The following is a 12435-nucleotide window of genomic DNA, read 5'->3' as shown; positions in this document are numbered from 1 at the left end:
GGCACGCGTCGGCACTTACGAAGGGTTATGGTGGAAACCCCCCCTCGGGCCGGTCCGTATCCCCCCCCACGGACCGGCCCGTTTTTTTGGGCCCGCGGCACCGGCCGCACCGGCCCCGCGGAACCACCCGTCCCGTCAGCCGCGCCCGGCCCAGATGTTGGTGCCCGCGGTGTCCACGGCGAAGGTGTCGATCTCCTTCAGCTCCGCCTCGGACAGCGGCGGCCCGGCGAGCGCCGCCACGTTCTCCTCCAGCTGCGCCACGCTCGACGCGCCGATCAGCGCGGACGTCATACGGCTGTCGCGCAGCACCCAGCACAGCGCCAGCTGGGCGAGCGACTGGCCGCGCCGCTCGGCGATCCCGTTCAGCCCGTTCAGCCGGCGCACCACCTCGTCCGAGAGCAGCGCCGGGTCCAGCGACTTGCCCTGGGTGGCCCGGGAGCCCTCCGGGATGCCCTTCAGGTACTTCCCCGTGAGCAGGCCCTGGGCGAGCGGCACGAAGGAGATGCAGCCCATCCCGGCCGTCTCCAGCGTGTCGAGCAGCCCGTCGTCCTCGACCCAGCGGTTGATCATCGAGTAGGACGGCTGGTGGATCAGCGCCGGTACGCCCATCTCCCGCAGCAGCCGGGCGGCCTCGGCGGTCTGCTCCGCGTTGTACGAGGAGACGCCCACGTACAGCGCCTTGCCCTGCTGGACGGCGGAGGCGAGCGCCCCCATCGTCTCCTCCAGCGGGGTCTCCGGGTCGAAGCGGTGCGAGTAGAAGATGTCGACGTAGTCGAGGCCCATCCGGTTCAGCGAGGCGTCGAGCGACGACAGCAGGTACTTGCGGGAGCCCCACTCGCCGTACGGGCCGGGGTGCATCTCGTACCCCGCCTTGGTGGAGACGATCAGCTCGTCCCGGTACGGGGCGAAGTCCTGGCGGAAGAGCTTGCCGAAGTTCAGCTCGGCGGAGCCGGGCGGCGGCCCGTAGTTGTTGGCCAGGTCGAAGTGGGTCACCCCGAGGTCGAAGGCGCGGCGCAGGATCGCCCGCTGGGAGTCCAGCGTGCGGTCGTCGCCGAAGTTGTGCCAGAGGCCGAGGGAGACGGCGGGCAGCTTGAGACCGCTGCGGCCGGTGCGGCGGTACTCCATGGAGTCGTATCGGGTGTCGGAGGCCCGGTGGGGAAAGGAAGAATCAGTCACGTTTCTCTGCTTATCACGGACTTGTGACAGACCAGGTTGGGCCGGTGCACCGCCCGCGCAGTAATGTGGCGGCTTCGGGGACCACCACGGCACGGCGGGGCGACGCGCCCCGCGGGCGGGTGCGGCGACCCCAGGGGGGACGGCCCCGGACCCGGGCAGCGGGGGGCGGTCGGGCCCGCACGGAACCGAGAGGGTGAACTCAGTGAACTTGCGCGACCTGGTGTACGGGCTCTACGCGCGCCGGGTGGAGGCCCGGCTCGACCTCACCCAGGTGCCCAAGCACATCGGCGTCATCCTCGACGGCAACCGGCGCTGGGCGAAGGCGTCCGGCGGGACCGCCGCGCAGGGGCACCAGGCGGGCGCGGACAAGATCAAGGACCTGCTCGGCTGGTGCAGCGAGACGGACGTCGAGGTCGTCACGCTCTGGCTGCTCTCCACCGACAACTTCGACCGCCCCGAGTCCGAGCTGAAGCCGCTCCTCGGGATCATCGAGAACACCGTGCGCGACCTCGCGGCGGACGGCCGCTGGCGGGTCCACCACGTCGGCACGCTCGACCTGCTGCCCTCCCACACCCAGATCGTGCTCAAGGAGGCCGAGCAGGCCACCCTCGACGTCGACGGGATACTCGTCAACGTCGCCGTCGGCTACGGCGGCCGCCAGGAGATCGCCGACGCGGTCCGCTCGCTGCTGCTGGACCACTCCGCCAAGGGCACCTCCTTCGAGGACCTGGCCGAGATCGTCTCCACCGACATGATCTCCGAGCACCTCTACACCCGCGGCCAGCCCGACCCCGACCTGGTCATCCGCACCAGCGGCGAGCAGCGGCTGTCCGGATTCATGCTCTGGCAGACCGCGCACTCCGAGTACTACTTCTGCGAGGTCTTCTGGCCGGCCTTCCGGAAGGTCGACTTCCTGCGCGCGCTGCGCGACTACGCAGCCCGGGGACGCCGCTACGGCGGCTGAACGTCACACACGGCCCGCCCGCCCCGGGCGGCATGGCTTCGGTTGTTCGAGGGAATACCCCAGACAGGTCGACGTCCGGTCAGGAACCAGGCGGACGTCGTGTCCAAGTGAGCGGCATGGAGTCCGCTCGCCGGGGAGGCCCTTTGCACACGGAGGACCGTACGAACGACGCGGCCGACGCGGAGGGCCGGTGCCCGGCCCGTGCATCGGGGTCCCTGCCCGGTCATTCCTCTCCCATTGGGATGCTCCGCGACGCCGTCGCACCCCAACCTCGTCCGAGGGGGTACGTCCTTCCGTGGTGACCAGCACAAAGCGCCGCATTCCCGACAGGCGCACCTATGTTCTCGACACCAGCGTCCTGCTGGCCGATCCGAACGCCATGACCCGCTTCGACGAGCACGAGGTCGTGCTCCCGATCGTCGTGGTCACGGAACTGGAGGCCAAACGCCACCATCCGGAGCTCGGGTACTTCGCCCGGCAGGCCCTGCGCCTGCTGGACGACTTCCGCATCCGGTACGGCCGGCTCGACGCCCCGATCCCCCTCGGGGAGCTGGGCGGCACGCTGCGCGTCGAACTGAACCACTCCGACCCCGGCGTACTGCCCGCCGGATACCGGTTGGGGGACAACGACTCACGGATCCTCGCGGTCGCGCGCAACCTCCAGGCCGAGGGGTACGACGTCACGGTCGTCTCCAAGGACCTGCCCCTGCGCATCAAGGCGTCCTCGGTCGGCCTCCTCGCCGAGGAGTACCGCGCCGAGCTCGCCATCACCGATTCCGGCTGGACGGGCATGGCGGAGCTCTCCCTCTCCGGCGAGCAGGTGGACCTGCTCTACGGCGAGGAGACGCTGTACGTCCCCGAGGCCGCCGAACTGCCCGTGCACACCGGGCTGGTCCTCCAGTCCGAGCGCGGCAAGGCGCTCGGCCGGGTCACCGCCGAGGGCAACGTCCGCCTGGTGCGGGGCGACCGGGAGGCCTTCGGCATCCACGGCCGCAGCGCCGAGCAGCGCATCGCGCTCGACCTCCTCCTCGACCAGGAGGTCGGCATCGTGTCGCTGGGCGGCCGGGCCGGCACCGGCAAGTCGGCGCTGGCGCTCTGCGCCGGTCTCGAAGCCGTCCTGGAGCGCAGGCAGCACCGGAAGGTGATGGTCTTCCGCCCGCTGTACGCGGTCGGCGGGCAGGAGCTGGGCTACCTCCCCGGCACCGAGGCCGAGAAGATGAGCCCCTGGGCACAGGCCGTCTTCGACACGCTCTCGGCGGTCGCCGGGCGCGAGGTCATCGAGGAGGTGCTGGGGCGCGGGATGCTGGAGATCCTGCCGCTCACCCACATCCGGGGCCGCTCGCTGCACGACGCCTTCGTGATCGTCGACGAGGCGCAGTCGCTCGAACGGAACGTCCTGCTGACCGTGTTGTCCCGGATCGGGGCCAACTCCCGGGTGATCCTCACCCACGACGTGGCGCAGCGGGACAACCTCCGGGTCGGCCGGTACGACGGAGTCGTCGCCGTGGTCGAGAAGCTGAAGGGGCATCCGCTCTTCGCGCATGTCACCCTCACCCGCTCCGAGCGTTCGCAGATCGCCGCCCTGGTGACCGAAATGCTGGAGGAAGGGCAGATCTGACCGGAGATGTGAACCTGGTGCCGCCCGGCGAGCGAAGCAGCTTAGCCGGGCGGCGTCGCGTCACGGCGCTGTTTCCGGAAATCGTCTGCTCCAAACGAGGTGTGAGCTTTCACACGCAACAGAGAATTGCTTCCCGGCGTGCCGTTCCGGCAGAGTCTTGCTTCCGTCAGGCCCCGCATACGGCACACCCGCACCTTTCGAGGTGCCATGCACCGCACAACTCAACAGACGCCGTCCGTATGCCGCCCGCGAGTACCACGCGGCGCTCCTCCGGGAGCCGCCCACCGGGCCCGTGCCTCCCGTGACCCAAGCAGTAGGGAGGCCAGCGTCAGGGGCACGATTGCGTCCGCGAGGTCACCTAAGCGGACGATGCTGGAAGGACACCGTGTGAGCCGGATCTCGGTCCGGGGGTTCGCCGTGGCATCCGCCACCGCCGTAACCACCGTTGGCGCCGTCGTGGGCGTTGCGTCGGGCAGCACTCCCGCTGTCGATGACAACAACTTCGAGGCGACCGCAGCCGACACCACGCTGCTCGCAGACATTCCCGCGGGCCAGCAGGCCCAGGTACAGACCGCTTCGCTGACGCAGCAGGCCGACGCCCAGGCGTCGGCGGCCGACGCCGCCGCGAAGAAGTCCGTGGAGGAAGCGGCCCGCATCCAGGCCGCCAAGGACGCCAAGTCCAAGAAGGCGGCCGCCGAGCAGCGGGTCGAGCAGGAGCGCAAGGAGAAGGAGGAGCGGGCCAACCGTTCGTCCATCCGCAGCGCCTCCAGCTTCGCGACGCAGGGCTCGTACTCCGCCGCCGACGTCCAGGCGATCGCGCGGCAGATGGTCCCCGCCGACCAGTTCCAGTGCTTCAGCAACATCGTGAACCACGAGTCCACGTGGAACTACCGGGCGTCCAACCCGTCCTCCGGTGCCTACGGTCTGGTGCAGGCGCTGCCCGGCTCCAAGATGGCCTCCGCCGGTGCCGACTGGCAGACCAACCCGGCCACCCAGATCAAGTGGGGCCTCAACTACATGAACGGGCGCTACGGCAGCCCGTGTGGTGCCTGGTCCTTCTGGCAGCAGCACAACTGGTACTAGAACCCCCTGGGTTCCGGTTCCCAGCGCCACGAAGCCCCTCGCCGTTCCACGGTGGGGGGCTTCACGCGTGTACGGTCGGTTCCCGCGGCTCGGTCGGGGAGCGGCGGCGAGACGACGGGGGAAGAGGAACGCACATGTCGAAACTTCCGGGGTGGCTCTCCCGGCTGGGCGGCGAACTGACCGAGCTGGGCGACCGGCTGGAGCGGCGCAGGGCCGACACCGAGCGCAAGGAGCCGCCCCCGCCCGGGGCGGAGGACGTCCTGACCGGCGTTCCGGCCGTCCGGGACGAGGCGGAGGAGCCCGCTCCTCCCGCCGCTGCCGCGAGGGACCGGGTGCCGCCGCCGCCCTCGTACGCGCCCTCCGTCGCCGCCCGGCCCGATCCGGTCGCGGCGATCCCCTGGGGGATGAGGGTCGCCGCCGAGGCGGGCTGGCGGCTGCTGGTCCTCGCGGGCACGCTCTGGGTGCTGATGTGGATCATCAGCGCCGTACAGCTGGTGGTGCTGGCCTTCGTCGCCGCGCTGCTCGTCACCGCCCTGCTCCAGCCGACCGTCGCCCGGCTGCGGCGGCGCGGGCTGCCGCGCGGACTGGCGACCGCCGTCACGGCGGTGCTCGGCTTCGTCATCATGGGCCTGGTCGGCTGGTTCGTGGTCTGGCAGGTCATGGACAACCTCGACACCCTCTCCGCCAAGGTGCAGACGGGGATCGAGGAGTTGAAGCACTGGCTGCTCGACAGCCCCTTCCACGTCACCGAGCAGCAGATCAACGACGTCGCCAAGAACCTCAGCGACACCATCGGCACCAACACCGAGCAGATCACCACGGCCGGACTCCAGGGCGTCACCGTCATGGTGGAGGTCCTCACCGGGATGCTGCTGGCGATGTTCTCGACGCTCTTCCTGCTCTACGACGGCCGGCGCATCTGGCACTGGGTGCTGAAGCTGGTGCCCGCCCAGGCCCGGCCGGGCGTCGCGGGGGCCGGGCCGCGGGCCTGGCGGACGCTGACCGCCTATGTGCGGGGCACCGTCATAGTCGCGCTGATCGACGCGTTCTTCATCGGGCTCGGGATCTTCTTCCTCGATGTGCCGATGGCGGTGCCGCTGGCCGTCTTCATCTTCCTCTTCGCCTTCATCCCGCTGGTCGGAGCGGTGATCTCCGGGGCGCTGGCGGTGGTCGTCGCGCTGGTCACCCAGGGCGTGTTCACCGCGCTGATGGTGCTGGCGGTGGTGCTCGCGGTGCAGCAGATCGAGGGCCATGTGCTCCAGCCGTTCATCCTGGGGCGCGCGGTGCGGGTGCATCCGCTGGCCGTGGTGCTCTCGGTCGCGGCGGGCGGCCTGATGGCCGGCATCGGCGGCGCGGTCGTCGCGGTGCCGCTGGTCGCGGTCACCAACACGGTGGTCGGCTATCTGCGGGCGTACGGGCAGGAGGAGGCCCTGCGCCACGCCCCGCCGCCGCGCGGGGCGACCGCGCTCGACGTCGCCCCGACACCGGCCCCCGGCACACCGCCCGGCCCCGCCGGACGCGACGACGGCGAGGACGACGCGAAGGACGCCCAGGACAGGTCCTAGGACATACGGAAGGGCCCCGTGGACGGTCGGTCGTCCACGGGGCCCTTCCACCATACGCGCCGGTCGGGCGGGTACGAGTCCTACTCGGCGAGCACGGCCTCGGCTTCGAGGGTCACGCCGACCGCCTGGATCACCGAGGCGATCTTGACGGCTTCCTGGACGGTCTCCCGGTCCACGCCGGACTTGCGGAGCACCTGCTCGTGCGAGTCCAGGCACTGGCCGCAGCCGTTGATCGCGGAGACCGCGAGCGACCACAGCTCGAAGTCGACCTTCTCCACACCGGGCTTGCCGATGACGTTCATCCGCAGGCCGGCGCGGAGCGTCCCGTACTCGGGGTCCGACAGCAGGTGCCGGGTCCGGTAGAAGACGTTGTTCATCGCCATGATGGCGGCGGCCGACTTCGCGGCGGTGTACGCCTCCGCGGAGAGGTTGGCCTTCGCCTCCGGCTCCAGCTCGCGCAGCACCTTCGGCGAGCGCGAGGCGATCGCGCAGGCGAGGACGGTGCCCCACAGCTGCTGCTGCGGGAGCTCGCTGTTGCCGATCACCGAACCGAGGTTCAGCTTCAGGTCCTTGGCGAAGTCCGGAACGGCGGCCTTCAGTTCGTCGAGTGCCATGTCGCCGTCAGCTCACTCGCCCGAGAGGAGCGCGACCGGGTCGAGAGTGTTCTCGCCCTTGGTCCAGTTGCAGGGGCACAGCTCGTCGGTCTGCAGGGCGTCCAGGACCCGCAGGACCTCCTTGGGGTTACGGCCCACGGAACCGGCGGTCACCATCGTGAACTGGATCTCGTTGTTCTGGTCGACGATGAAGACGGCGCGCTGCGCGAAGCCGTCCTCGCCCTCGATGCCGAGGTCACGCATGAGCTCGTGCTTCGAGTCGGCCATCATCGGGAAGGGCAGGTCGGTCAGGTCCGGGTGGTCCTTGCGCCAGGCGTGGTGCACGAACTCGGAGTCGCCGGAGAAGCCGAGGATCTGCGCGTCACGGTCGGCGAACTCGTCGTTCAGCTTGCCGAAGGCGGCGATCTCGGTGGGGCACACGAAGGTGAAGTCCTTCGGCCACGCGAAGACGATCTTCCACTTGCCCTCGTAGGTCTTGTGGTTGATCTGCTCGAACTCCTTGCCGCTCTCCAGCGAGACACAAGCAGTCAGGTCGAACTCGGGGAACTTGTCACCGACAGTGAGCACGCGCTCTCCTTGCAGCGTTGGAAATCCCTTTTGGGGCTTTCCTGAGGGTTGGACGAGATCCACCTTGGCACAGAGTGCATTGATCACGGAAATAGCTACACTTGGTCGTGATGATCGGAGGTGCCTATCAGTGGTGCAGAGCAATCAGGGCACTCGCCCCAAACAGCCCAGCCTCTCGCAGCTGCGTGCCTTCGTCGCCGTCGCGGAGTGCCTGCACTTCCGGGACGCGGCGGCATCGATCGGGATGAGTCAGCCGGCGCTCTCCGGCGCGGTGTCGGCACTGGAGGAGGCACTGGGTGTCCGGCTCATCGAGCGTACGACGCGCAAGGTGCTGCTCTCGCCGGCGGGGGAGCGGCTCGCGGTGCGGGCGCGGGCGGTGCTGGAGGCGGTCGGTGAGCTGATGGAGGAGGCGGAGGCGGTCCGGGCGCCGTTCACCGGGGTCCTCCGGCTGGGCGTGATCCCGACCGTCGCCCCGTATCTGCTGCCGACCGTGCTGCGGCTGGTCCACGAGGACTATCCGGAGCTCGACCTCCAGGTCCACGAGGAGCAGACCGCCTCGCTGCTGGACGGACTGGCCGCCGGACGGCTGGACCTGCTGCTGCTCGCGGTGCCGCTCGGGGTGCCCGGGGTGACCGAACTACCCCTCTTCGACGAGGACTTCGTCCTGGTCATGGAGAAGGACCACTGGCTGGGCGGGCGCGCCGACATCCCGCGCGAGGCGCTGCGCGAACTGCCGCTGCTGCTGCTCGACGAGGGGCACTGCCTGCGCGACCAGGCCCTGGACATCTGCCGGGAGGCGGGGCGCACCACCGGCGCCCCCGTCACCACGACCGCCGCCGGGCTCTCCACGCTGGTGCAGCTGGTCGCCGGCGGGCTCGGGGTGACGCTGCTGCCGCGTACCGCGCTCACCGTCGAGACCGACCGCAACGACGCCCTGGCCACCGGCTACTTCACCGAACCGGCCCCGTCGCGGCGGGTCGCGCTGGGGATGCGCACCGGGGCGGCGCGGCGGGAGGAGTTCGAGGAGCTGGCGGCGGCGCTGCGCCGGGCGATGGCCGCGCTGCCGGTCCGGGTGACGGACGGCGTACGGGACCGGCCCGACGCCTGAGGCTCGCCCGGGGGAAGCGGCGGCACCGGCAGGACGGCCGAAGGGGCGCGGCCCGCACGGCCGCGCCCCTTCCCCCTCACCGCCCGGTCACTCCGTACGGAGCCCGTCCGGCCGCATCATCCGCCACAGCGGCGGCAGCGACACCAGCGTCACCAGTGCGATCAGCGCCGCGCCCGCACCGGTCATCGGCAGGAACAGCCACCAGTCGGTGACCTCCTTGTCGATCATGTAGATCAGGGTCGCGCCCAGGCCGAGCCCGCCCGCGATGGCCACCGCCAGGCCGATGACCACCGGCACCGCCGTCTGCCAGAGCACCGACCAGCCCATCGTGGAGCGCCGGGTCCCGAAGGCGACCAGGACCGAGAGCAGGCGCTTGCGCTCACGCAGCTGCTCCAGCTGGGAGACCAGCATCGAGGCCGCGATCAGCAGCAGCGTCGCCGTGCCGCCGACCTGGAGGCCGCGCTGCACACTGGCGTACTTCTTGTCCCGGGCCTCCGACTGGTAGGTCGACACCCGTGCGGTGGGGTCGATCCGGGCCACCGTGTTCCGCACGTACTCCCCGACGTCCGGCACGCTCGGGTCGATCGTGATCTGCGCCTCGGTCGTCGCGTCCGGCAGGGTGCTCGGGTCCACCGCGCCGAGAGTGGCGAGGATGCCGGTGGCCCCGTCGCCCAGCACGGTGTTCCGGGCCGTGACGGTCCGGGAGTCGGCGGGCAGCGTCCACCGCACCGACTTCCCGGCGGAGCCGCCGGATTCGATCAGGACGTCCTTGCCCTTGCGGGCCGTCCGGTCGATCCACCGCGACATGTCCTTGTCCTTCGCGGGGTGGGAGACGAAGGTGTCGCCGTCCTCGCAGGCGCCGATGTCGGCCATCTTCCGCAGGCTCGCGCAGTCGGCGATGGTCAGGCTGGTGGTCCGCTGGACCTCCTCGTCCTCGGAGCTGCCGGGGTGGGTGACGTAGACGGTGACCATGCCGACGACCGACTTCACGCCCTTGGTCTCCCGGAGGGCCTCGACGGTCCGGGTGGCACCGTCCCGGGGGACCTGCTCGGAGTACGAGGAGAACTGCGCCCCCGAGGTGTTCTCCTCGATCATCTTGTTGAACTCGTCGCCGACCGCGGCGAACATCATCTGCAGCGCCACCGCGCCCGCGACCGCCACCGTGATCCCGCTGACCGCCCGGGAGGCCGCCCCGCTGCTCAGCTGGAGCCTGCGGACGGCGAGCTGCCAGGAGACCGGGCCGCCGTTCAGCCGGTTCACCAGCGCCTCGACCAGCCAGGGCAGCAGCAGCGCGAGCCCGACCAGGACCAGCACCGCCCCGCCCGCGATCGGGTACGGATTGACCGGGCCGTACGCGTCGACCTTGCCGGTCAGCCCGAGCACCGCCAGACCGGCGAGGGGCACCGGCAGCCGCCACCAGATCCGGCGCCCGCGGCTGCGGCCGTTGCGGATGACGCCGAGCGGCTCGATCACCACCGCGCGCATCGCGCCGAGCGTCACCACCACGGCCGTCAGCGGCACCGCGAGGACCACCAGCGCCGTCAGCAGCGGATCGGGCACCAGGTCGGCCGGGAAGACGCTGACGTTCCAGACCTCCACGCCGCCGACGAACTCCCGGCCCACGAAGAAGAACAGCACGCCGGTCACGAGGCCGAGGAGCGCCCCGAACAGGGCCTCGCCCGCCGCGATCCGCCGGGTCATCCGGATGTCCGTGCCGACCAGCCGCAGCGCGGCGAGCCGGCGGTCGCGGCGGTCGCCGCCGAACCGCACCGCCGTCACGATGAAGATCGCGACCGGCATCAGCAGCACCACGCAGATCAGGATGATCAGCACGATGAGGATGGGCGGCATCTCCTCGGCCATGTTCCGGTCGCCGTACCCGGAGATCCGCTGGCCGCCGCGGTCGTCGGTCAGGGTGTCGTTGCCCGCGTAGTAGACCAGGTCGCCCGGCGAGACCAGGCCCGGGTCGCCGATGGTGCCGACGATCCGGTACGGCAGCCGGTCCTTGAGGAGGGGGCCCTCGGAGGAGTCCAGCAGCTCCTTCAGCGCGGGGGAGACCACGGCCTCGCCCGGGGCGGGGAAGCGGTCGACGCCCGGCGGACGCACCGGGTGCGCCCCGTCCGCGCGCATCAGCTGGCCCTCGACGACGCGGCCGCGGAACTCCGTCTCGACGTCGGACCGCAGCACCGAGACGTCGGACTTCGGGGCCGGCTTGCCCGGCGAGTAGTCGATGACGCTCGCGGCGCGGGCGGCGCTGCGGTCGCTGCGCTGCTGGAGCATGTGCGGCACGGAGGCCGCGGTGAGCAGCAGGGCCACCCCGAGGCCGACGCCGACGGCGGTCAGCGCGGTACGGATCCAGCCCTCGCGGCCGCCGCCGGCGCCGAAGCGGATGCCGAGGCCGAGGTCGCGTATCCAGGCCGCGAGGCCGGTGGGGGCGGTGGGACGCGGGACGTCCGGCGGGGCCGCCGCGTTCTTCTCGTCGAGCAGGGTCATGCGATGTGCTCCAGGTCGCGGGTCCGTCCGTCGCGCACGGTGACGTCACGGTCGGAGTACGCGGCCACCCGCGCCTCGTGGGTCACCAGGACCACCGCGACGTTGGTGGACCGGGCGGCCTCGGTGAGCAGCTGCATCACGCGCTCGCCGTTCAGCGAGTCCAGCGCGCCGGTCGGCTCGTCCGCGAAGATCACCTTCGGGGAGGCGGAGAGCGCGCGGGCCACGGCGACGCGCTGCCCCTGGCCGCCGGAGACCTCGCCCGGACGCTGGGCGGCGACGTTGTCGACCTCCAGCCGCTCCAGCCAGTGCAGAGCGGTGCGCTCGGCCTCCTTGCGCTTGGCCCCGGCCAGCCGGAGCGGCAGCGCGACGTTCTCCACGCAGGTCAGCTCCGGGACGAGCTGCCCGAACTGGAAGACGAAGCCGAACTCGGTACGGCGCAGCGCGCTGCGCTCGGCGTCCGACATGGCGGACAGCTCGCGGCCCGCGTAGGTGATCGTGCCCCGGTCCGGGGTGACGATGCCCGCGAGGCAGTGCAGCAGGGTCGACTTGCCGGAGCCGGAGGGGCCCAGCACGGCGACGACCTCGCCGGGGTGGATCGAGAAGGACGCGCCGTCGAGGGCGGGCGTCCGGTTGTACGTCTTGTGCAGGCTGTCGGCGCTGAGCAGGGAACCGGCGGGGATCACGCGCCCACCTCCATGGCGAGTCGGTCGAGCCGGGCGGCGGTCAGTTCCAGCCAGCGCAGATCGGCTTCGAGGTGGAAGAGCGCGTGGTCGCAGATCAGCTGGTCGGCCAGATCGCCCTTGCGCTTGCGGTCGGTGAGTATGCGCATCAGACGCAGGTGCTCGGCGCGCTGGGTGTCCAGCAGCGACTCCGCGCTCCGCCCGGTGAGCAGGGCCAGGACGACCTTGGTGTAGAGCGTCGACTGGAGGTACGGCTCGGGCTTCTCCGGCTGCTCCAACCAGGTGCCGACGTCGGTGATCCCGGCCTCGGTGATGGCGTAGCGCTTGCGCTCGGGGCCGCCGCCGCTCTCTATCCCGTCGACCTCGACGAGGCCGTTCTTGAGCAGCCGGGACATGGTCGAGTAGACCTGCCCGTAGTGCAGGGGGCGGTCATGGCCGAACTTCTCGTCGAACTCGCGTTTGAGGTCGTAGCCATGGCGGGGGCCGGACTCCAGGAGTCCGAGCAGGGTGTGGCCGATAGACATGCGGAGCACTCTACACGGTGTGTATACCTACGATGTATACCCC

11 protein-coding genes are annotated in these 12435 nt (G+C 70.9%); 5 read left to right on the top strand and 6 right to left on the bottom strand.

The window, feature by feature from the left end; translation table 11 throughout:
* Window positions 1–135: 135 nt before the first annotated feature.
* A complete protein-coding gene (gene mgrA, locus ACIQGQ_RS01015; RefSeq protein ID WP_366295444.1) occupies window positions 136–1176 on the bottom strand; it encodes an L-glyceraldehyde 3-phosphate reductase in 1041 nt (346 codons plus the stop codon).
* A gap of 202 nt (window positions 1177–1378) precedes the next feature.
* Between mgrA and ACIQGQ_RS01010 the strand changes: the two genes are divergently transcribed.
* From ACIQGQ_RS01010 to ACIQGQ_RS00995, 4 genes are all read left to right on the top strand, one after another.
* Window positions 1379–2140: an isoprenyl transferase gene (locus ACIQGQ_RS01010; RefSeq protein WP_352273621.1), complete on the top strand. Its 762-nt coding sequence runs from the start codon at window positions 1379–1381 to the stop codon at window positions 2138–2140.
* A gap of 295 nt (window positions 2141–2435) precedes the next feature.
* On the top strand, window positions 2436–3758 hold the full coding sequence (locus tag ACIQGQ_RS01005) for a PhoH family protein (RefSeq protein WP_366295446.1): 1323 nt from the start codon (window positions 2436–2438) through the stop codon (window positions 3756–3758).
* A 387-nt stretch (window positions 3759–4145) separates the two neighbouring features.
* Entirely contained in the window at window positions 4146–4841 is a 696-nt protein-coding gene (locus tag ACIQGQ_RS01000) for a transglycosylase SLT domain-containing protein (RefSeq protein WP_366295447.1), read from the top strand.
* 134 nt (window positions 4842–4975) lie between these two features.
* Window positions 4976–6406, top strand: a complete 1431-nt coding sequence (locus tag ACIQGQ_RS00995) for an AI-2E family transporter (protein WP_402389047.1) — start codon at window positions 4976–4978, stop codon at window positions 6404–6406.
* 80 nt (window positions 6407–6486) lie between these two features.
* Here the strand turns inward: ACIQGQ_RS00995 and ACIQGQ_RS00990 are convergent, their stop codons facing one another.
* Window positions 6487–7020: an alkyl hydroperoxide reductase gene (locus ACIQGQ_RS00990; protein ID WP_402389044.1), complete on the bottom strand. Its 534-nt coding sequence runs from the start codon at window positions 7018–7020 to the stop codon at window positions 6487–6489.
* A gap of 12 nt (window positions 7021–7032) precedes the next feature.
* On the bottom strand, window positions 7033–7587 hold the full coding sequence (locus tag ACIQGQ_RS00985; protein ID WP_031083404.1) for a peroxiredoxin: 555 nt from the start codon (window positions 7585–7587) through the stop codon (window positions 7033–7035).
* Window positions 7588–7717: 130 nt separating this feature from the next.
* Here ACIQGQ_RS00985 and ACIQGQ_RS00980 point away from each other — a divergent pair, with 130 nt between their 5' ends.
* Window positions 7718–8695 carry a hydrogen peroxide-inducible genes activator gene (locus ACIQGQ_RS00980; protein WP_402389041.1) on the top strand — a complete coding sequence of 326 codons (978 nt, stop codon included), beginning with the start codon at window positions 7718–7720 and terminating at the stop codon, window positions 8693–8695.
* 87 nt (window positions 8696–8782) lie between these two features.
* Here ACIQGQ_RS00980 and ACIQGQ_RS00975 read toward each other — a convergent pair whose 3' ends face one another.
* Genes ACIQGQ_RS00975 through ACIQGQ_RS00965 form a run of 3 tightly spaced genes read right to left on the bottom strand, consistent with a single transcriptional unit; the run spans window position 8783 to window position 12392 of the window.
* Window positions 8783–11188, bottom strand: a complete 2406-nt coding sequence (locus ACIQGQ_RS00975; protein WP_402389038.1) for an ABC transporter permease — start codon at window positions 11186–11188, stop codon at window positions 8783–8785.
* Window positions 11185–11871 carry an ABC transporter ATP-binding protein gene (locus ACIQGQ_RS00970; protein WP_366295453.1) on the bottom strand — a complete coding sequence of 229 codons (687 nt, stop codon included), beginning with the start codon at window positions 11869–11871 and terminating at the stop codon, window positions 11185–11187. Before ACIQGQ_RS00970 ends, ACIQGQ_RS00975 begins: the two co-directional genes overlap by 4 nt.
* Window positions 11868–12392: a PadR family transcriptional regulator gene (locus ACIQGQ_RS00965; protein WP_402389035.1), complete on the bottom strand. Its 525-nt coding sequence runs from the start codon at window positions 12390–12392 to the stop codon at window positions 11868–11870. Before ACIQGQ_RS00965 ends, ACIQGQ_RS00970 begins: the two co-directional genes overlap by 4 nt.
* Window positions 12393–12435 lie beyond the last annotated feature (43 nt).

The sequence above is a fragment of the Streptomyces sp. NPDC092952 genome (genome assembly GCF_044754785.1).
Taxonomy (GTDB): domain Bacteria; phylum Actinomycetota; class Actinomycetes; order Streptomycetales; family Streptomycetaceae; genus Streptomyces.
The sequence above is the reverse complement of the archived record's forward strand: the minus strand, read 5'-3'. Positions and strand labels throughout refer to the sequence as shown.

Excerpts from the sequence above, each read along its gene's own strand:
- ACIQGQ_RS00995 (WP_402389047.1), top strand. The coding sequence starts at position 4,976 with ATGTCGAAACTTCCGGGGTGGCTCTCCCGGCTGGGCGGCGAACTGACC.
- ACIQGQ_RS00975 (WP_402389038.1), bottom strand. The coding sequence starts at position 11,188 with ATGACCCTGCTCGACGAGAAGAACGCGGCGGCCCCGCCGGACGTCCCG.
- ACIQGQ_RS00990 (WP_402389044.1), bottom strand. The coding sequence starts at position 7,020 with ATGGCACTCGACGAACTGAAGGCCGCCGTTCCGGACTTCGCCAAGGAC.
- ACIQGQ_RS00965 (WP_402389035.1), bottom strand. The coding sequence starts at position 12,392 with ATGTCTATCGGCCACACCCTGCTCGGACTCCTGGAGTCCGGCCCCCGC.